Origin of the sequence: Actinokineospora baliensis, from assembly GCF_016907695.1 — a bacterium.
Classification (GTDB): Bacteria; Actinomycetota; Actinomycetes; order Mycobacteriales; family Pseudonocardiaceae; genus Actinokineospora; species Actinokineospora baliensis.
Window position 1 is genome coordinate 706,614 of the sequence record NZ_JAFBCK010000001.1, and the last position, 18,459, is coordinate 725,072.

Below are 18,459 nucleotides of genomic sequence, written 5' to 3' on the forward strand. Positions count from 1 at the left end.
AACTCCGGCGTGACTGGCAGGAGTCCACCCGGCGACATCCAGGTGGACACCGTCGGCGTGGACCGCGCGGCACAGGCACACGGACCGACCCGACATGGGTCGGGCACGAGTAGCAAAGATACCTTGGTCGTGACGGGGAGGTCAAAACGGGGGTACCCAAGCGGGCGCGCGGCTGGTCCACTCGAAGGAGTGTTCGAAAGCACCCGGCGGTGTGGTGTCGCTCTCAGTCAACGGAGGCGGCGCCCACGGCTCGGTTTGAAGCGCCGGGGGATCTCGGCTAACCTTAGGTCACAAGCTGTCGATCCGCGGATGCGGCAGAAGTGAGCCCGGGAACGTGCCCGCGTCGTCGTGGGACCCCGGGTTTCGCGCTGTTCAGGGCTTGCACACGTCAACGACGTGGCTCGTGGTGAGGATGTCCCACGGCTCGGCCTCCCCGTGGAACATGGCCGCGATGTAGGCGCCCGCGACAAAGTCCGGCAACCACACGAGCGGCGTGGCCGACTTGCCGACGTGGTCGACGCGGAAGTCGGTGGAGATGCGCCGGGACGACCGCAACCGCTCGCGCGTCCTGCGGTCGTGGCGATCCGCGCCCGATCTGCTTTCCAGGTAGACGCGCTCCACCCCCTCCTGGTGCTGCAGCCGGGGCAGCAGGTGCGCCAGCAGACGGGTTCTCGCCCGTTCCTGCTGCTGACTCGACGACACCTCGGCGAGCAGAATGGCCCCGTCAAGGGGCAGGTTCGCGATGATCTTCGCGATGGCCGCGCGCCGGTCCGGTGGCTCGTCGTAGTGGTGCAGGTAGCCGCGGCCGGGCGGCAGGGCATTGGTCAGCTCGGCCTCGATCACCGGGTGGTGCTGGGCCTGGGTGAGCACCGCCGCGAGGCCGTAAAGGCGAGTGCCAGCACCCGTTTTCGCGCTCGTCTCGTCCACGTAGGCGATGCGCTGGGGGATGGAATCCACTGAGGTTGCCCGTCCGCATCCGATTGACGGCCAATGAAGTGGAGGGAGTTTATCCCGCCGCGATACGGGCTGACTTCAGGCGTGGTCTATTCGCCGTCTAGGAGGAAGGCGGTGAGGGCCTTGGTGGTGGGTCGAGGGCTGGCGGGAGTTGGGGATTCGCGCTGTGATGGGGCGGTGGAGGACGACGATGACATCGGGGATGTGCCGGACGAGGTGCACACGGTGTGCCACTTGTGCGGGGACGGGGGCTGATCGCCGACCCGAAGTTCGCGGTGGTGGGCGGGTGGTCAAGGAGGTCAAAACGGGGGTACCCAAGCGGGCGCGCGGCTGGTCCACTCGAAGGAGCGTTCGAAAGCTCCCGGCGGCGTGGTGTCGCTCTTAGTCAGCGCCTTCCCGCTGCCACCGCACCGACGCCGGGCGGTCACCGCGGGACCGGAAGAAGCCGACGGCCGCCTCGAGCACCGCGGGGTACGGGATCTGGCTGTTGGCCAACACTTCGACCGCGCTGCCCATGTGGTCGTAGTCGAGCACAGCCGAGGTGCTCGCCGTGCCGTCGTGGCTCGCCCACAGACCTGGCCACTCCCGACCGCTGTAGGACAGCACCCCGACGCCTCCGTTGACCCCAACCCCGAACTCCGGGGTCGCGACGTCCCCGTCGACGTACCACAGGCTCATGAGCCCAACCCCGTACGCGACCGAGTCGAGCCGCAGGCGTTCGACGAACTCCCGAACCGCGGCCTCGTCAGCGAGCACCAAGCCGTCCTCGGGCTCGGCGGTGTAGTAGACGCTGAGCCGGGTCATGCCTCTCCTCGGTAGGTCTTCAGGAAGCCCCCCGCGCCGTGGATGGTCATCGAACTACCCGGGGGAAGTATCTTGGGGACGAGGGCGTCGCACCCCCACTCGCCAGGGCACGGGACGTGGTTGATGACCACGGTGACGGAGCGTATTCCCTCGAGCCTCATGTGCACGGCCAGCTTCATCTCGACATCCGACGCCCGACGTGGAATCCGCCCACCGGGTTGCGCCTCGAACCACAGCAGCGCCTGCTGGTACTTCGCGTCCCGTCCGCTGGTATCGACGTGGACAACCCCATCGGGTCCGACCCACCTGGCATGCGTCTTGGCAGGCGGAGTCCCCCTTGGGCGCACGTGGGGCGGGATGATGTCCGGTGGGAGCTCACGCCGCAGCCGCTCGACGAGCGGACGGGGTGGTTCCGGAGCGGGCTTGATGCCGGGCGATGCGCGAGCGAGGTAGGCCCTCAGTTGCCATTCGACCACCGCCAGCACGTCGAGCAGATCCGTCGCTTGCTCGTGCGCGGCGAGCAACGGTGGTTCGACATCCCCGTGCCCTGCGGCACCGTCGAGGATCTCGTCGACCTGGCGGTACGCCGCATCGAGTTCGGACAGCACCGCACGAACGGCCGCGATCGTCCGACCGAGCTCCTCGGCCACCGCTTCCAGTTGAGCCATGTGCTCAGCGATGGACACAGGACCAGGATGGCCGTGTTTGACCGGCTTTGACGAGGTGGTTGCGGGGCCCCGATCAGGTGGTCCCCGAAGATCGAAGGGCTACCCGCCGCTGTCTTCCAGGAAGGCGGTCAGGGCTTGGGTGGCGTGTTGGCCCGCTGGGCGGCGGTGGTGGACCAGGTGGTGGCGCTGGGCGACGACTCGGTCGGTGGTGAGGGTGAGGGTCAGGTGGCGCATCTTGAGCCGGGACCCGAGTGTGGTCTGGCGGTCGGCGGTCCAGGTCCAGGATTGGATGTCGGCCGGGGGAAGGGACCAGGGGCGGGATCTCGCCCAGAAACGCAGGCGGCCGTGGCGGATGCGCACGGGGCCCACTTCGGCCACCAACGTGCAACACCAGATCGCGAGGCCGAGGCAAGGGGGCACCAAGGCCAGGGCCCAGACGCTGCCGGTGTCCCAGCGGAATCCCCACACGTCGAACTCGATGGCGGCTAGGAGGAGCCAGGCCGCCGCTATGCCGCCCCAGTACGCGGTGAGCGGCCAAGACCTCTTGAGAACAACCCCATCCACGGGATGTGGATCTTAGCGGCGGGCTGGCGGGGGGTGGGGATTCGCGCTGTGATGGGGCGGTGGAGGACGACGATGACATCGGGGATGAGCAGGATGTGCCGGACGAGGTGCACACGGTGTGCCACTTGTGCGGGGGCGGGGGGCTGATCGCCGACCCGAAGTTCGCGGTGGTGGGCGGGGTGGCCAAGACGATGGACAACGGGCGGCCCTGTGCGCATTGCGACACGGAGGGGCGGTTTCCGGGGATTGTTCTGCCGCTGTAGGGGGCGGCTCCTGGCTCGGGAATTGAGCCAGGAGCCGCACGCCGGGGTCAGCCCTTGAGGTGGCGGACCAGCGACTGGATGTTGGCGGGCAGGGTGGGGCCGCCGGGGTTCTTCGAGTCCCGCACGGCGGACAGGTCGTTGCGGACCTCAACGCAGTCGGAGCCGTTGCTGCTGCGGGTGGACTTGCGCCAAGTCATGACTCAGCCCTCAGGTGCCGCACCAGGCCACGGACGTCGATCGGCAGGGCAGGGCCATCGGGGTTCTTCGAGTCCCGCACGGCGGACAGGTCGTTGCGGACCTCAACGCAGTTGGTGCCGTTGCTGCTGCGGGTGGACTTGCGCCAGGTGGGGTTCTGCATGGGGGCCTCCGGGATCACTCGAACGCGGCCAGCCGGGTTCGGATCGCGGTGGCGGACTCTGCTGGTGAGAGAGCCACCTCGCGTAGCTGGTCCGCGTTACGAGTGTACTGCGCCACCTGACGCTGCTCCTGGATGTAGATCGCGTCATCCGGGATCTCGACGAAAACGACTGGCCGGGCTTGGATCTCGTCATCCGTGTCGCGGAAGTGCAGCACGGTGAACTGCCCTTCCAGGCCGTCGTGGCGGCCGATCGCCGTGGGAAGCACCAGGATCGCGACGTTCTCGCGTTCTCCCAACTCGAGCAGGTGCTCCAACTGGCCGCGCATCACCTCCGGTGAGCTCCCGATCGGCCGGTCCAGCACCGATTCTTCGACGATCATCGTGACGTGCAGCGGGTTCTCCGCGCTGAACACCCGGTCTTGGCGCTCCATGCGCAGACCGACCAGCCTTTCCTCCTGATCCGGCCGCACCCGAGAACTCGGAGCGGTCACACCGGCGGAGTATTCGCGGGTCTGCGTCAGTGCATTCAGCACCAATGGTGCGTAGGTGACAACGTGGGAGGCCAGTCCTTCCAGGCCGACGTAGGTCCGCGCCCAGTCCGGAATGATGTCGTTCCAGCGGGCGAGCCAGCTGCTTTTGTCGGCTCTACCTGCGAGGTATCCCAGTCGATCGATGTCGTACCTGGGGGCGCCGTAGTGGGTGAGCATGACATCTATCTGTTGCGGTGAGGGCAAATGCCGTCCGACTTCGAAGTGGGCGACCATTCCGCCCGATATCTTCAAGGCCTTGCCGACCTCCGCCTGCGACGCGCCCGCGTGCTTGCGGTAGTTGGTCAGCTCGACACCGATCAGCCAGCGCAGCGCCGAGGGGTCAACACGTTCCACGATCTTCGCTCTCCCGGTTGGGTCGTTGAGGCTGCCCAGTGTGCCGCACCGATCACCCTCAGCGATATCACTCGATAGTGTTATAGAGCGAGCTGGATTGATAGCTATACCCTGACCCGGCAGCACACCACCACGCGATGAGGAGGAACTGTCGATGTACGCGACCAGTACCGAGGTCCGGGTCAGCACCGGCCTGGAGGTCTCGGCCGACTGCGCGATCCGCAGCTACGACAACGGCGACGACTCGATCGTCATCGTGCTCGGCGACGGCCGCGACGGGGTCGAGATGGTCTACCGGACCGAGGGCCTGCGCCGCCTGGTCTCGGTCGCCACCGAGGCCCTCGCGGGCAGGTAGCCGGGCGGGACGCGGTCCCCGGATGGTCTCAGCACCCGGGGGCCGCGTCCACTGTGGACGGCCGCGCCAACGGCCACCCCACCCCGCATGGTCCCCCGACCGGGGCCACCTCGCCCACTCGGGGTGTCGACCACCACCCGGCGCAGCGTCGCGCGGCCACCCGGAACGAGTCACCCGGCTGGCCGAACCTGGCCGCTGACGAGCTCGGATACCTTGGCGCGCAACCACTTCCGGTTGTCCACGCTTGGAGGCCCCCGTGCTCCGCAGGCTCGTCGCGCTGGTTTCCGCCGCTCTGCTCGCCCCGCTCGCCACGCCCACCACCGCGGCCGCCGCGGTGGACGAGATCACCTCCTGGACCCAGTTACCCCGGTCGACGAGCGTGCTGCCCCTGGGCAGACCGGTGCTCATCACCGGCGTCGCCGACCACACCCCCTGGAGCCCCGGCTACGAACAGCCCATCAGCGCCGTCGAGGTGTCATTCGACGGCGGGGCGCACTGGGACAGCACCGCCGTCCGGGCCGGGCTGTCGTCGACCAAGTGGAGCGTCGAGCACACCTTCACCACCCCCGGCGCGGCGACCGTGACCGTGCGCGCGTGGATCCAGTCGCGGGCGCAGAACACGCCTCTGCACCAGGTCGACTACTGGGTCGGTTCCGGCCCGCTGCCCACCCTCCCCTGCAGCGCCTGCCCGTTGCCCACCCCGCCGCGCGGTGACGTGGTCGAGAACCCGGTCGACCCGGACCCGCGCGCGGTGGAACTCGGCGTGCGGTTCCAGGTCGACCGCCCTGGGCACATCAGCAGCATCAGGTCGACCAACAACTACGCGTACGGCGAAGGCACCCGCATCGCCCGCCTATGGACCGCGAGCGGCGACCTATTGGGCGAAGCGTTGGAGAACAGCACCACAGTGGCCCATGACTTCGACTTCGCGACATGGATCCCTGTGCAGCCCGGGGTTACCTATGTGGCCTCCGTCCACACCCCGTGGGGCAACTACGCGAGCACCGAGAACTACTTCACCGCCGCGATCGTCCAGGCCCCGTTCTTGCTCGAAGAGGACGCAGGCGTCTACCGGTACCCGGACGAATCGCCCTTCGGCGTGCCCACCCAGACCTACGCCCACAGCGCCTACTCGGTGGTGCCCGTCTTCAGCTGGTAGCCCGCTCGGGCGCCAGGACTGATCCACATCGCCCACTCGGGGTGTCGACCACCGCACGGCGCAGTGGTCGACACCCGAGCGGCGCGAGTCACCCGACTGGCCGCGTCCGGCTGTCCACCCGCTCCGTTACGTTGGCGCGCAACGGTTCCGGCGAGGGAGGACACCAATGCGGCGTCTGGTCGTGCTCGTGCTGGCCATGTTGTTGCTCGTCCCCGGCGTCGCGGCCGCCGCGGCGGCACCGCAGGTGTGGGTGGACCTGCCGTCGGACAACGTCCTCGTCCCGCAGGACCAGCCGGTGACGGTGCGCGGGCACTCGCGGGGTGTGGCCGGGGTCGGGGTCAAGTACACCGAAATCGGACTGCACGACCAGAACCACTTCATCGTCATCGCGGGCGCGGGCCAGAACGACTGGGAGTACACCTTCACCCCGGGGCCGTCGCGGGTCGGGCCGCTGACGGTCTACGCGCGGGTTGTCCTGGACGACCGGCAGACCACCGTCGCGGAGGTGCTGCACCTGCGGGTCGGCGACGAGCAGCAGCCGGGCACGTGCCCTTGTGTCTTCAACGGCACAGGCGACAACCGGGCCTACTACGAGCGGACCCCGCTGGAGTTCGGTTTCCGCTTCTTCGTCGACCGGCCGGGGCGGGTGACCCATGTCCACATCCCGACCTGGCAGTTGCAGACCAAGGGGATGACGGCGAGCCTGTGGACCGCCCAGGGCGCGCTGCTCGCCAGGACCAGCGACTACAGCTACGCCGAGAACCGCTTCTTCACCTTCGCGACGCCTATAGCGCTGGAACCCTTCGCTGCGTACGTGGTGAGCTACACCTCCGTTGACGGCACCTACACCGCCGCGCCCGGATACTTCACCAAACGGATCACCAACGGCGCCATCACCGCGCACTACGACTACTACGAGCCGTTCCCGTTCTCCGCACCTGGCCTCTATGGCGCGCCGGGGCAATTCCCCAGGTCGACCTACAACGGGACCGACTACTCCGTATCGCCGATCTTCGTCACCTGACCCGAGCAGCTCGCTCGAAGTCTCTTAGCCCCCGGAGGGGTCTTGCTGCGCAAGCTGGCCGCGGTCATATTCATCGTCTTGCTCGTGCCGGTCGCAGCGAGCGCGGATGCCGCCCTGGGGCACCCGGACTCCTTCGTGCAGTCGCCGCTCGAGGGCAACGTCGTGCCTCTTGACGTGCCTGTGGTGTTCGCGGGCGTGGCCGGGTACACGGGCACGAGCCCGCACCCCATCACCGCGGTGGAGGTGTCGTTCGACGACGGGGACACGTGGGAGCTCGCGGATGGCACCGACACGTGGAGCCTGGTGAAGACGTTGACCACCACGGGGCCTCTGGTGGTCACCTCCCGCGCGTGGGCGGGTGAGCAGGTGGAGAGCACTTACCGCGAGAAGCACATGTGGGCGGGCAGTGGACCCCTGCCCGCTTTGAACTGCACCCGCTGCGAGTTCTGGCAGCCCAACCGCGGCGACACGACGTACCTCGATGCCGATCCCGATGCGCGGCAGGTCGAGGTGGGCACCCGCTTCCAGGTCGACCGGCCCGGTCACATCACGGCGGTCATGGGCTTCAACTACGCCACCGGCGAAGGCACCCAGATCGGCCGCCTGTGGAGCGCCGACGGTGAACTCCTGGCCGAAGCACCGAAGTCGTCGGGCATCGACTTCGTCTTCGACGAGCCCGTCCCGGTCGAGCCCGGCAAGACCTACATCGCGTCGTACTACACGCCGTGGGGCCACTACGCCGTGACCGAGGGCCACTTCACCGCGGCCACGGTCCAGGCCCCCTTCACGGCCCTGCCCGACGCGGGCGTCTACCGGTACCTGGACGAAGACCCGGACGGCTTCCCCTCGAACACCTACGAGGGCAGCTACTACTGGGTCATGCCCGTGTTCACCCCCTGACCGGAGGCAGCCTTGCTCCGCAGACTCATCTCGATCCTGTCTGCTCTCCTGCTGTTGCCCACCATCTCGCCGGGAATAGCGCACGCCATACCCGGAGCAATCATCACCACGCCCTCCGACACCGGCGTGATAGCGCCCAACGTGCCGATCACCTTCGCGGGCCACGTCAACCGAACACTCTGGGACAACATCACCGCCGTGGACCTGTCCTTCGACGGCGGCAAAACCTGGCAAGTCGCCCCCGGCACCCAGGAATGGGCGATCGTCTACACCCCCACGGCACCCGGGATTCTCACTGTCCTAACGCGAGTCCGAGATGACACAACCACTTTTCGTCCTCTTACCCGCCACTTCACCGTAGGCGACCGGCCGGTTGGCTTCGTCTCTTGCTCCCCCTGCGAGTTCAAGCAACCAAACCTTGGCCCCAGCACAGCGTTCTTACGCACTGACTCCGACCCGCGACCCGTAGAACTAGGCCTCCGCTTCCAAGTTGACCGCCCTGGCGCGATCACGGGCATAAAGGTCACGCACTACGCCATAGGCCCTGGAACCCCCCACGCCCGCCTATGGACCGCGGACGGTCAACTCCTCGCTGAGGCAAAGTCGGACAACTTCACCTACACCTTCCCCGCGCCCGTGTGGATCACTCCAGGCGCCACCTACATAGCGTCCTTCTTCACGCCCTGGGGCCAATACGCCGTGACCGAGAACCACCACCGCGGCGCGATAATCCAACCCCCCTTCACCGCACCCCCCGAAGCAGGCGTCTACTACTACGCCGACGAGGGCCCCGAACCCGAAACCGGCGGCTTCCCCACGAAGACCTACAAGTCCAGCTACTACTGGATCTCCCCCGTCTTCCTCCCAGCCCGCTGACCGCCGCCCGGCCGGCCCGACACAGCAGAACGCCCCCAGCCGCGGAGGCCGGGGGCGTTCTGTTCAGAGCTGCTAGCGGTAGTCGCGACCGAAGTCGTAGTCGTCGAGCGGGACCGCTGCGCCGGTGCCGGTTCCGAAGACGTCGGGGGTGTAGTAGCCGTCGTCGTAGGAGGGGATGGCGTAGGCGGCCACTCGGGCCTCTTCGGTGGGCTGGACCTGGATGTTGCGGTACTTGTTGATGCCGGTACCGGCCGGGATCAGCTTACCGATGATGACGTTCTCCTTGAGGCCCACGAGCTTGTCGGAGCGGCCGTTGATGGCCGCGTCCGTCAGGACTCGGGTGGTCTCCTGGAAGGACGCCGCCGAGAGCCACGAGTCGGTGGCCAGCGATGCCTTGGTGATACCCATCAGCACCGGGCGACCGGAGGCGGGCTCGCCGCCGGAGGCCACCACGCGGCGGTTCTCCGACTCGAACTCGGCCCGCTCGATCAGGGCGCCGGGCAGGAACTCCGCGGCACCGCTGTCGAGGATGGTCACGCGGCGCAGCATCTGCCGGACGATGACCTCGATGTGCTTGTCGTGGATCGACACACCCTGGGCCCGGTAGACCTTCTGCACCTCGTCGACCAGGTGCAGCTGAGCCTCGCGGGGACCCATCACGCGCAGCACCTCGTGCGGGTCGCGGGTGCCCTCGAGCAGCTGCTGGCCGACCGACACGTGGTCGCCGTCCGACAGCGGGCCGTCGGGGGTCGCCGCGAGCCGCTGGCGCTTGGACAGCTTCTCGAAGATGATCTCCTCGCTGCCGTCGTCCGGCGTGAGGGTGATCTTCCAGAAGCGGTCGCCGTCCTCGATCCGGACGCGGCCGTCGACGTCGGCGATCGGGGCCTTGCCCTTGGGGACGCGGGCCTCGAACAGCTCCTGGACACGGGGCAGACCGGTCGTGATGTCGTCGTTGACGACGCCGCCCTGCTGGAAGGTGCGCATGGTCAGCTGCGTGCCGGGCTCACCGATGGACTGCGCGGCGACGATGCCGACCGCCTCACCGATGTCGACCAGCTGACCGGTCGCCATGGACCGGCCGTAGCAGGTGGCGCAGACACCGACCTGGGCCTCGCAGGTGAGCACGGAGCGCACCTTGACCTCGGTGACGCCCGAGGACAGCAGGCGCTCGATGGCCGGGTCGCCCAGGTCGTCGGCGCGGTTGAGCAGCACCTCGCCCGAGGAGTCCTTGACCTCGCCCGCGACGCAGCGCGCGTACACGCCGGTCTCGACGTACTGGGCGCGCACGACCTTGTCGCCCGCGTGCTCGCCGAGCTTCATCAGGATGCCGCGGGAGGTGCCGCAGTCGACCTCGCGGACGATGACGTCCTGCGACACGTCCACCAGGCGCCGGGTCAGGTAACCCGAGTCGGCGGTGCGCAGCGCGGTGTCGGCCAGACCCTTGCGGGCACCGTGGGTCGCGATGAAGTACTCCAGCACCGACAGGCCTTCGCGGAAGTTGGCCTTGATCGGACGCGGGATGAACTCGCCGCGCGGGTTGGTCACCAGACCGTTCATGCCCGCCAGCTGGCGGATCTGGGTCATGTTGCCCGCCGCGCCCGACTTCACGATCGTGGGGATCGGGTTGTCGTCGGGGAAGTTCTCCTCCATGGCGCGCGCGACGTCCTCCGTCGCGTTCGACCACACCTTGACCAGCTCGTTGTTGCGCTCCGAGGAGGAGAGCTGACCGCGCTGGTAGCGCTTCTCGACGGTGTCGGCCTTCTTCTCGTACTCGTCGAGGATGCCCTGCTTGGCGGGCGGCACGACGACGTCGGAGATGGCGATGGTGACACCCGAGCGGGTGGCCCAGTAGAAGCCCGCGTCCTTGAGCTTGTCCAGCGTCCGCGCCACGGTGACCATCGGGTACCGCTCGGCGAGGTCGTTGACGATCGCGGCCTGCCGCTTCTTGGGCATCGGCTCGTTCATGAACGGGTAGTCCGCCGGGAGCAGCTCGTTGAACAGCACCCGGCCCAGGGTGGTCTCGGCCAGCCACGGCTGACCGGGGGTCCAGTCCTCCGGCTGCATGCCGGGGCCCGGGTACCGGTCGTGGATGCGGATCTTGACAGCCGACTGCAGACCGATGATCTTGCGGTCGAACGCCATGATCGCCTCGGCGGGCGAGGAGAACGCCAGGCCCTCACCGAGACCGCCCTCCTTGGGGCGGGTCAGGTGGTAGATGCCGGTGACCATGTCCAGACGCGGCATCGCCAGCGGGCGACCCGACGCCGGGGACAGGATGTTGTTCGACGACAGCATCAGGATCCGGGCCTCGGCCTGCGCCTCGGCCGACAGCGGCAGGTGCACCGCCATCTGGTCACCGTCGAAGTCGGCGTTGAAGGCCTCGCAGACCAGCGGGTGCAGCTGGATGGCCTTGCCCTCGACCAGCTGCGGCTCGAAGGCCTGGATGCCGAGGCGGTGCAGGGTGGGTGCGCGGTTGAGCATCACCGGGTGCTCGGTGATGACCTCTTCGAGCACGTCCCACACGGCCGGGCGGGCCCGCTCGACCATGCGCTTGGCGGACTTGATGTTCTGCGCGTGGTTGAGGTCGACCAGCCGCTTCATCACGAACGGCTTGAACAGCTCCAGCGCCATCGCCTTGGGCAGACCGCACTGGTGCAGCTTGAGCTGCGGGCCGACGACGATGACCGAACGGCCGGAGTAGTCGACGCGCTTGCCGAGCAGGTTCTGGCGGAACCGGCCCTGCTTGCCCTTGAGGAGGTCCGACAGCGACTTCAGCGGCCGGTTGCCAGGGCCGGTGACCGGACGACCGCGGCGGCCGTTGTCGAACAGCGCGTCGACGGCCTCCTGCAGCATCCGCTTCTCGTTGTTGACGATGATCTCGGGCGCGCCGAGGTCGATCAGCCGCTTCAACCGGTTGTTGCGGTTGATGACGCGGCGGTAGAGGTCGTTGAGGTCGGAGGTGGCGAAGCGGCCACCGTCGAGCTGCACCATCGGCCGCAGGTCCGGCGGGATGACCGGGACGCAGTCCAGGACCATGCCCATCGGCGAGTTGCGGGTCGCCTGGAACGCGGCGACGACCTTGAGCCGCTTGAGCGCGCGCAGCTTCTTCTGGCCCTTGCCGCTGCGGATGGTCTCGCGCAGGATGTCGGCCTCGGCGTCGACGTCGAAGTCGCGGGCCAGGGTCTGGATGGCCTCGGCGCCCATCGAGCCGGTGAAGTAGTCGCCGTAGCGGTCCACGAGCTCGCGGTAGAGCAGCTCGTCGGCGATGAGCTGCTTGGAGTCGAGCTTGGTGAAGGTGGTCCAGATCTCGTCGAGGCGGTCGAGCTCGCGCTGGGCGCGGTCGCGGAGCTGGCGCATCTCCCGCTCGCCGCCCTCCTTGACCTTGCGCCGGATGTCGCTCTTGGCGCCCTCGGCCTCGAGCTGGGCCAGGTCGGCCTCGAGCTTCTGCGCGCGGCCCTCGATGTCGGCGTCGCGCTTGTTCTCGACCTGCTTGCGCTCGACGCCCATCTCGGACTCGAGCGTCGGCAGGTCGTTGTGCCGCAGCTCGGCGTTCACCGAGGTGATCACGTACGCGGCGAAGTAGATGATCTTCTCGAGGTCCTTGGGGGCCAGGTCGAGCAGGTAGCCCAACCGGGACGGGACGCCCTTGAAGTACCAGATGTGGGTGACCGGCGCGGCCAGCTCGATGTGGCCCATCCGCTCGCGGCGCACCTTGGCGCGGGTGACCTCGACGCCGCAGCGCTCGCAGATGATGCCCTTGAAGCGCACGCGCTTGTACTTGCCGCAGTAGCACTCCCAGTCCCGGGTGGGACCGAAGATCTTCTCGCAGAACAGACCATCCTTTTCCGGCTTCAGCGTCCGGTAGTTGATGGTTTCGGGCTTCTTGACCTCGCCGAACGACCACTGGCGGATGTCATCGGCGGTGGCCAAGCCGATGCGGAGCTCATCAAAGAAATTAACGTCCAACACGTGGAGTTCCTTCTCCCCTAATGCTTAGAGCTGTGGTGATGGGGGATGGGGCCCGCGCGCGGTCGAAACCGCGCGCGGGCGGCGAAGTCCTAGTTCACGATGTCGTCGACCGAGGCCGACTCGTTGCGCGAGAGGTTGATGCCCAGGTTCGCGGCGGCGCGCTCCAGGTCCTCGTCGTCGCCGTCGCGCATCTCGATCGCGGCACCGTCGCTGGAGAGGACCTCCACGTTCAGGCACAGCGACTGGAGCTCCTTGAGGAGCACCTTGAACGACTCGGGGATGCCCGGCTCGGGGATGTTCTCGCCCTTGACGATGGCCTCGTAGACCTTCACCCGGCCGAGCACGTCGTCGGACTTGATGGTCAGCAGTTCCTGCAGCGTGTAGGCCGCGCCGTAGGCCTGCATCGCCCAGCACTCCATCTCACCGAAGCGCTGGCCACCGAACTGGGCCTTACCGCCGAGCGGCTGCTGGGTGATCATCGAGTACGGACCGGTCGAGCGGGCGTGGATCTTGTCGTCGACCAGGTGCAGCAGCTTGAGGATGTACATGTAGCCGACCGAGACCGGGTACGGGTACGGCTCACCGCTGCGGCCGTCGAACAGCTGCGCCTTGCCGTCCTCCTTGACCATCCGCTCACCGTCGCGGTTGGGCCTGGTGGAGGCGAGCAGACCGGAGAGCTCGTTCTCCTTGACGCCGTCGAACACCGGGGTCGCGGTGTTGGTGTCGGGCTCGACGTCGTAGAGGTCCTCGGGCAGCTTCGAGGCCCACTCGGGGTTGCCCTCGATCTGCCAGCCCTGTTTCGCGATCCAGCCCAGGTGCGATTCCAGGATCTGCCCGATGTTCATACGACGCGGCACACCGTGGGTGTTGAGCACGACGTCGACCGGGGTGCCGTCGGCGAGGAACGGCATGTCCTCGACCGGGAGGATCTTGCCGATGACGCCCTTGTTGCCGTGGCGGCCCGCGAGCTTGTCACCGTCCTGGATCTTGCGCTTCTGGGCCACGTAGACCCGGACCAGCTCGTTGACGCCGGGGGGCAGCTCGTCCTCGTCCTCGCGGGAGAACACCCGGATGCCGATGACCTTGCCGGTCTCGCCGTGCGGCACCTTCAGCGAGGTGTCGCGCACCTCGCGGGCCTTCTCGCCGAAGATCGCGCGCAGCAGCCGCTCCTCCGGGGTCAGCTCGGTCTCGCCCTTCGGGGTGACCTTGCCGACCAGGATGTCACCGGCGCCGACCTCGGCACCGATGCGGATGATGCCGCGCTCGTCGAGGTCGGCGAGGACCTCCTCGGAGACGTTCGGGATGTCCCGGGTGATCTCCTCGGCACCGAGCTTGGTGTCGCGGGCGTCGATCTCGTGCTCGTCGATGTGGATCGAGGTGAGCACGTCGTCCTGCACGAGGCGCTGCGACAGGATGATCGCGTCCTCGTAGTTGTGGCCCTCCCACGGCATGATCGCCACGAGCAGGTTCTTGCCCAGCGCCATCTCGCCGTCTTCGGTACACGGACCGTCGGCGATGACCTGCCCCGCCTCGATCCGGTCGCCCTCGGCGATGATCGGCTTCTGGTTGATGCAGGTGCCCTGGTTGGACCGGCGGAACTTGTGCATCCCGTAGGTCTGCCGGGTGCCGTCGTCGGCCATGATCGTGATGAAGTCGGCGGAGAGCTCCTCGACGACACCGGCCTTCGAGGCGGTGACCAGGTCGCCGCCGTCGACCGCGGCGCGCAGCTCCATGCCGGTGCCCACCAGCGGCGACTCGCTGCGCAGCAGCGGCACCGCCTGGCGCTGCATGTTGGCGCCCATCAGCGCGCGGTTGGCCGCGTCGTGCTCGAGGAACGGGATCATCGCGGTCGCGACCGAGACCATCTGGCGCGGCGAGACGTCCATGTAGTCCACGTCGAACGGCTCGATGAACTCGACCTCGCCGCCCTTCTTGCGGACGAGCACGCGCTCCTCGGCGAAGTGGCCCAGGTCGTCGAGCGGCGCGTTGGCCTGCGCGATGACGTGGCGCTCCTCCTCGTCCGCGGTCAGGTAGTCGATCTGGTCGGTGACCTGGCCCTCGACGACCTTGCGGTACGGGGTCTCGATGAAGCCGAACGGGTTGACCCGCGCGTAGCTCGACAGCGAGCCGATCAGGCCGATGTTCGGGCCTTCCGGGGTCTCGATCGGGCACATCCGGCCGTAGTGGCTGTGGTGCACGTCGCGGACCTCCATGCCCGCGCGCTCCCGCGACAGACCACCCGGGCCCAGCGCCGACAGGCGGCGCTTGTGGGTCAGGCCCGCGACCGGGTTGGTCTGGTCCATGAACTGCGACAGCTGCGAGGTGCCGAAGAACTCCTTGATCGCCGCCACCACGGGGCGGATGTTGATCAGGGTCTGCGGGGTGATCGCCTCGACGTCCTGGGTGGTCATCCGCTCGCGGACCACGCGCTCCATGCGGGAGAGGCCGACCCGGATCTGGTTCTGGATCAGCTCACCCACGGTGCGCAGGCGGCGGTTGCCGAAGTGGTCGATGTCGTCGACCTCGACCGGCACCTCGATCGCGCTCTCGCCCTTGCCGACGGTCATGGTGGTGTCGCCAGCGTGCAGGCGGACCAGGTACTCGATCGTGGTGACGATGTCGTCCTCGGTCAGCACCCCGACCTGGGTCGGCGACCGCAGCCCCAGCTTCTTGTTGACCTTGTACCGGCCGACCTTGGCCAGGTCGTAGCGCTTGTCCTTGAAGAACAGGTTCTCCAGCAGGGTCTGCGCGGACTCCTTCGTCGGCGGCTCACCCGGGCGCAGCTTGCGGTAGATGTCGAGCAGCGCCTCGTCGGTCCCGGCGGTGTGGTCCTTCTCCAGCGTCGCCAGCAGCGTCTCGGAGAAGGAGAACCGCTCGCGGATCGCCTCGGTGGTCCAGCCCAGCGCCTTGAGCAGCACGGTGACCGGCTGGCGGCGCTTGCGGTCGATGCGCACGCCGACGGTGTCGCGCTTGTCGACGTCGAACTCCAGCCACGCGCCCCGGCTCGGGATGACCTTGACGCTGAAGACGTCCTTGTCGGTCGTCTTGTCGATGTTGGTGTCGAAGTAGACACCAGGCGACCTGACCAGCTGCGAGACCACGACACGCTCGGTGCCGTTGATGATGAACGTGCCCTTGTTGGTCATCACCGGGAAGTCGCCCATGAACACCGTCTGGCTCTTGATCTCGCCGGTGGTGTTGTTGGTGAACTCAGCGGTGACGAACAGCGGGGCCGCGTACGTCATGTCCTTGTCCTTGCACTCCTCCACGGAGGCCTTGACCTCGTCGAAGCGCGGGTCGGAGAAGGACAGGGACATGGAGCCGGAGAAGTCCTCGATCGGGGAGATCTCGTTGAGGACTTCCTCAAGGCCGCCGACGGGGTTCTCGTCACCGGCGTCGACGCGGCGCTGGAACCACGCCTCGGCGCCGGTGAACCACTCGAACGACTGGATCTGCAGGTCCAGCAGGTTGGGGGTACCGAGTGGCTCGCGGATCTTCGCGAAGGAGACCCGGCGCGGGGCGTTCGGGATGCCCGAGTTCGAGGGGGTGGAGTTGGTCGCAGCAGTGGCCTTGGTCGCGCGGGAGACTGCCAAGATGCGTCCTTCCAGGACTATGAGCGGTTGACAGTCGCGCTAGCAACAGTTAGAGCGCCTGTCAAGGGTGCCGTGGTGCCCAACATCCTAGCTCTTGGCAAAGGGCGTGCGGAAAGTGGGCAGCGCAAAGGGGCAGTCTAGCCACTATAGAGGCGACTGTCGAGGCCCGCCGCTCAATCGGTCCTCCCGCTCAGTACGTGCTGGGTAACAGACTGACCCCGAGTGGTCGCCGAGTCAAGATGCCACGCGAACCAGACCACTTTTGCAGCAGTCCGAATCCGCTCACCGATCAACGCTTGACCAGCGCAAACGCAGGTGCTAGCCCGTTCGCGCGCTAGCACCCGGTGCTCTGCTGACCGCCGGGCAGCGCCTGGTCGAGCATGTCGAAATCCGTGATCTTCCACGCCCCGTCGAGCTTCTCCGCGCGCACCCCGAAGACAGCCCCGCTGGCGGTCGTCTGGCCCTGGTCGGCGCGGGTGGTGGACTGGTCGACGAACACCAGGAGGTCGGCCCGGTCCCCGGCCAGCCTGGTGACCCCGATCTTGCGGACCTTGGTGGTCAGCACGAGCTTCTGCTCCGGGGCGAGCTTGCGGACCTGCCCGAAGAGCTTGTCGTACTCGCAGGTGGCCGTCCCCGCGAGCGTCTCCTTCACCGCCTGCGCGTTGGCGTCGAGGTCGGTGTAGCTGTAGGACAGCGTCCGCTCCACCGCGACGGTGAGCCTGCCGGTCACCTCGCTGGTCAGGGCCGCGTTGACCAGGGCCTCGTTGGTGCTGTCGACACCGGAGGTCGTCGAGTCGTACTGCCCCTTGAAGTAGAGCGCGGCCGCGGCGAACAGGACGGTGAGCAGGCCGAGCAGCACGAAGACGGTGCCGAGGCCGGAGCGCTTCACCCCGGGCGCGGGCTCGGGGGCGGCGGCGGGCAGGGGGGTACCGGTCTCGCGGCGCTTACCGGTGGGACGGGCCGCAGGCTCAGCACCGATGACACCGTCGGTGACAACCTGCTCACGGCGGCTGTCGTCGTTGTTGTCGTCGCCATCGGGGGCAGGCTCGGCCGGAGCGGGCACGGCGCGCGCGGGAGCGGCGGCATCCACCGGCTGGCCGAGGGCTGCCTCGGGCAGCACGCTCTCGCCGCGCCTGCTGGAGGGCCGGTCAGCAGGGCTGTCGCCGCCTGCCGGAGTCGGCTCGGCCGGAGCGGGCACGGCCCGCGCGGCAGCGGCGGCGTCCACCGGCTGGCCGGGGACGGCTTCGGCCTCGGGCGGCACGGGTGCGCCGGTCCCCCGGCGCCTGCCTGCGGGCTGGTCACCGGGGCTGTCGCCGCTGGCCGGGGTCGGGTCGGCGGGGGTGGCGGTGTCCACCGGCTGGCCGACGGTGGCCTCGGGCTCCGGGGTCTGCTCCGGCTCGGTCGCCGCGGCGGGCTCGGGGGTGGTGGGTTTGCGCAGGCCTGCGACGCGGGGGCGGCGGGTGGGGGCGGCGGCTGGGGTGCGGCGGCGGGGTGGGGTGGGCACGGGTGTCCTCTCAGCCTGCCGGGGTGAAGGGCACGGGGGTGACGCCGCTGAGTTTCCAGTCGGCGCCTACTCGCTCGACGGCGGCCTGTAGGCGCAGGTACTTGGGGGTGGCCTGCTTGCCCTCCGGGGTGACGTCCACCCGGACCGCGGCGATCACCTCGGCCTTGCCCTCGCGCTCGCGCAGGTCGGTCACCGCGATCTTGAGCACGGTCGCGGTGGTGACCGTCTTGGCCTGCTCCAGCGCCGCCTTGCTCGAGGTGCGCCTGGTCTCGAACTCCTCGCGCAGCGCGCCGGTCGAGGCGTTGATCCAGCGGGTGAGGTCCTCGTCGACCTTGCGGTAGTCCAGGGTGCTGACGGTGACCAGTGCGGCGCTGGCCACCCGGGACACCTCGTCGCGGGTGCCCGCCAGGTCGAGGTCGTCGTCGGTGCCCGCGCGCAGCCAGGCGACGCCGAACCAGGCGGCGGAGCCGAACGCCACCACGGTCACCAGCAGGAGCGCGAGCACCACGCTGTTGGTGACCCGCCAGCGCGCCCGCTGGTCCGGCTCGGTGTCGGTGGTCATCGCACTCCTTCTCCACCCCGGG

General features: G+C 68.2%; 17 protein-coding genes. 6 read left to right on the forward strand and 11 right to left on the reverse strand.

Annotated features, from left to right (window positions below; genetic code table 11):
- Positions 1-372 precede the first annotated feature (372 nt).
- The 4 genes from JOD54_RS02965 to JOD54_RS02980 form a co-directional block, all read right to left on the reverse strand.
- Positions 373-957, reverse strand: coding sequence for a hypothetical protein (locus tag JOD54_RS02965; RefSeq protein ID WP_204449060.1), 585 nt, complete (start codon positions 955-957; stop codon positions 373-375).
- A 378-nt stretch (positions 958-1,335) separates the two neighbouring features.
- Positions 1,336-1,758 carry an Imm1 family immunity protein gene (locus JOD54_RS02970; protein WP_204449061.1) on the reverse strand — a complete coding sequence of 141 codons (423 nt, stop codon included), beginning with the start codon at positions 1,756-1,758 and terminating at the stop codon, positions 1,336-1,338.
- On the reverse strand, positions 1,755-2,444 hold the full coding sequence (locus JOD54_RS02975) for a DddA-like double-stranded DNA deaminase toxin (RefSeq protein WP_204449062.1): 690 nt from the start codon (positions 2,442-2,444) through the stop codon (positions 1,755-1,757). Before JOD54_RS02975 ends, JOD54_RS02970 begins: the two co-directional genes overlap by 4 nt.
- A gap of 81 nt (positions 2,445-2,525) precedes the next feature.
- Complete coding sequence (locus tag JOD54_RS02980) at positions 2,526-2,990, reverse strand: hypothetical protein (protein WP_204449063.1); 465 nt, start codon at positions 2,988-2,990, stop codon at positions 2,526-2,528.
- 59 nt (positions 2,991-3,049) lie between these two features.
- On the opposite strand from JOD54_RS02980, the gene JOD54_RS02985 reads away from it, so the two are divergent.
- Entirely contained in the window at positions 3,050-3,253 is a 204-nt protein-coding gene (locus JOD54_RS02985; RefSeq protein WP_239576003.1) for a hypothetical protein, read from the forward strand.
- Between the two features lie 47 nt (positions 3,254-3,300).
- On the opposite strand, the gene JOD54_RS02990 is transcribed toward JOD54_RS02985, so the two are convergent.
- Genes JOD54_RS02990 through JOD54_RS03000 form a run of 3 tightly spaced genes read right to left on the reverse strand, consistent with a single transcriptional unit; the run spans position 3,301 to position 4,495 of the window.
- Positions 3,301-3,450 (reverse strand): DUF397 domain-containing protein, encoded by a 150-nt coding sequence (locus tag JOD54_RS02990; RefSeq protein WP_204449064.1) that lies wholly within the window; start codon positions 3,448-3,450, stop codon positions 3,301-3,303.
- Positions 3,447-3,611, reverse strand: a complete 165-nt coding sequence (locus JOD54_RS02995) for a DUF397 domain-containing protein (protein ID WP_204449065.1) — start codon at positions 3,609-3,611, stop codon at positions 3,447-3,449. The genes JOD54_RS02990 and JOD54_RS02995 overlap by 4 nt, the downstream gene beginning before the upstream one ends.
- Before the next feature lie 14 nt (positions 3,612-3,625).
- Positions 3,626-4,495: a helix-turn-helix domain-containing protein gene (locus JOD54_RS03000; protein ID WP_307859808.1), complete on the reverse strand. Its 870-nt coding sequence runs from the start codon at positions 4,493-4,495 to the stop codon at positions 3,626-3,628.
- A 154-nt stretch (positions 4,496-4,649) separates the two neighbouring features.
- Here JOD54_RS03000 and JOD54_RS03005 point away from each other — a divergent pair, with 154 nt between their 5' ends.
- The 5 genes from JOD54_RS03005 (at position 4,650) to JOD54_RS03025 (ending at position 8,809) form a co-directional block, all read left to right on the forward strand.
- Positions 4,650-4,850 carry a hypothetical protein gene (locus JOD54_RS03005; RefSeq protein ID WP_204449066.1) on the forward strand — a complete coding sequence of 67 codons (201 nt, stop codon included), beginning with the start codon at positions 4,650-4,652 and terminating at the stop codon, positions 4,848-4,850.
- Positions 4,851-5,106: 256 nt separating this feature from the next.
- Entirely contained in the window at positions 5,107-6,009 is a 903-nt protein-coding gene (locus JOD54_RS35430) for a DUF4082 domain-containing protein (RefSeq protein WP_204449067.1), read from the forward strand.
- Positions 6,010-6,175: 166 nt separating this feature from the next.
- Positions 6,176-7,033 carry a DUF4082 domain-containing protein gene (locus JOD54_RS03015; protein WP_204449068.1) on the forward strand — a complete coding sequence of 286 codons (858 nt, stop codon included), beginning with the start codon at positions 6,176-6,178 and terminating at the stop codon, positions 7,031-7,033.
- A gap of 42 nt (positions 7,034-7,075) precedes the next feature.
- A complete protein-coding gene (locus tag JOD54_RS03020) occupies positions 7,076-7,933 on the forward strand; it encodes a DUF4082 domain-containing protein (protein ID WP_204449069.1) in 858 nt (285 codons plus the stop codon).
- A gap of 12 nt (positions 7,934-7,945) precedes the next feature.
- Positions 7,946-8,809: a DUF4082 domain-containing protein gene (locus JOD54_RS03025; protein ID WP_204449070.1), complete on the forward strand. Its 864-nt coding sequence runs from the start codon at positions 7,946-7,948 to the stop codon at positions 8,807-8,809.
- 72 nt (positions 8,810-8,881) lie between these two features.
- Here JOD54_RS03025 and JOD54_RS03030 read toward each other — a convergent pair whose 3' ends face one another.
- The 4 genes from JOD54_RS03030 to JOD54_RS03045 form a co-directional block, all read right to left on the reverse strand.
- Positions 8,882-12,778, reverse strand: coding sequence for a DNA-directed RNA polymerase subunit beta' (locus tag JOD54_RS03030; RefSeq protein WP_204449071.1), 3,897 nt, complete (start codon positions 12,776-12,778; stop codon positions 8,882-8,884).
- 89 nt (positions 12,779-12,867) lie between these two features.
- A complete protein-coding gene (rpoB, locus tag JOD54_RS03035) occupies positions 12,868-16,371 on the reverse strand; it encodes a DNA-directed RNA polymerase subunit beta (protein WP_204449072.1) in 3,504 nt (1,167 codons plus the stop codon).
- 334 nt (positions 16,372-16,705) lie between these two features.
- Entirely contained in the window at positions 16,706-17,875 is a 1,170-nt protein-coding gene (locus JOD54_RS03040; protein ID WP_204449073.1) for a hypothetical protein, read from the reverse strand.
- Between the two features lie 10 nt (positions 17,876-17,885).
- Positions 17,886-18,437 carry an Rv1363c family protein gene (locus tag JOD54_RS03045; protein WP_204449074.1) on the reverse strand — a complete coding sequence of 184 codons (552 nt, stop codon included), beginning with the start codon at positions 18,435-18,437 and terminating at the stop codon, positions 17,886-17,888.
- Positions 18,438-18,459: the final 22 nt, after the last annotated feature.